The sequence below is a fragment of the Gordonia sp. IITR100 genome (genome assembly GCF_002009645.1).
Classification (GTDB): domain Bacteria; phylum Actinomycetota; class Actinomycetes; order Mycobacteriales; family Mycobacteriaceae; genus Gordonia; species Gordonia hongkongensis.
The window spans coordinates 1-608 of the sequence record NZ_MVKV01000053.1 but is presented as its reverse complement, the minus strand read 5'-3'; the positions used below and the strand labels follow the sequence as shown (position 1 = coordinate 608).

At 61.7% G+C, this 608-nt stretch carries 1 protein-coding gene; it reads left to right on the top strand.

Annotated features, from left to right (window positions below; all coding sequences use genetic code 11):
- Positions 1-166 precede the first annotated feature (166 nt).
- The gene (locus B1818_RS23845) at positions 167-430 is read left to right on the top strand and encodes a helicase associated domain-containing protein (protein WP_004022477.1); all 264 of its coding nucleotides are present in this window, start codon (positions 167-169) and stop codon (positions 428-430) included.
- The last annotated feature ends 178 nt before the right edge of the window (positions 431-608 follow it).

The following is a 608-nucleotide window of genomic DNA, read 5'->3' as shown; positions in this document are numbered from 1 at the left end:
TATCCACTGCTCGCGGACCCCGGGTTGCCATTCCCTAGCCTAACAACCGAACGGAAATTAATGACTCAGGACACTAGGTGGGGTTCGCCGCGCTACATTCCAGTGATGACCGCACTTGAGCGCGGTCTTCCCGTTACGGCAACGTCGAACACACTCGTGAGCTGTCGTGGCTGAATCTATTGGCGATGGGCGGTTCGAGGCCGGGCTCGAGCACCTGCACCGCTACGTCGCGGTGTACGGCACCAGCAACGCCCGCCGGCGCGATGTCATTGACGGATTCGCGATCGGCACCTGGGTGCAGAGCCGCAGCGCTGACTACCGCAAGGGCCGGTTGTCGGCCGAGCGGATCGAACGGCTCGAGACCGAGTTCCCGGACTGGCGGTGGACCATCCGGACTAATCAGGGATGCGTCAATGCATCGCGACCGTAAGATGGCGAGCAGCCACCGCTCACGGAAGCGGAGCTTGAGAAACTGTTCCTCGCACTGGCCTAAACAGTCGGCCAACCTAGTACTACCGCGAGTCGTAGCGACTTGAATCGCCCCGGGTTTGCTGGAGGCTCGGTTAGTTGGTTCCAGCGTTTGCGGGGACCGGGTTCTCACGGTAGCT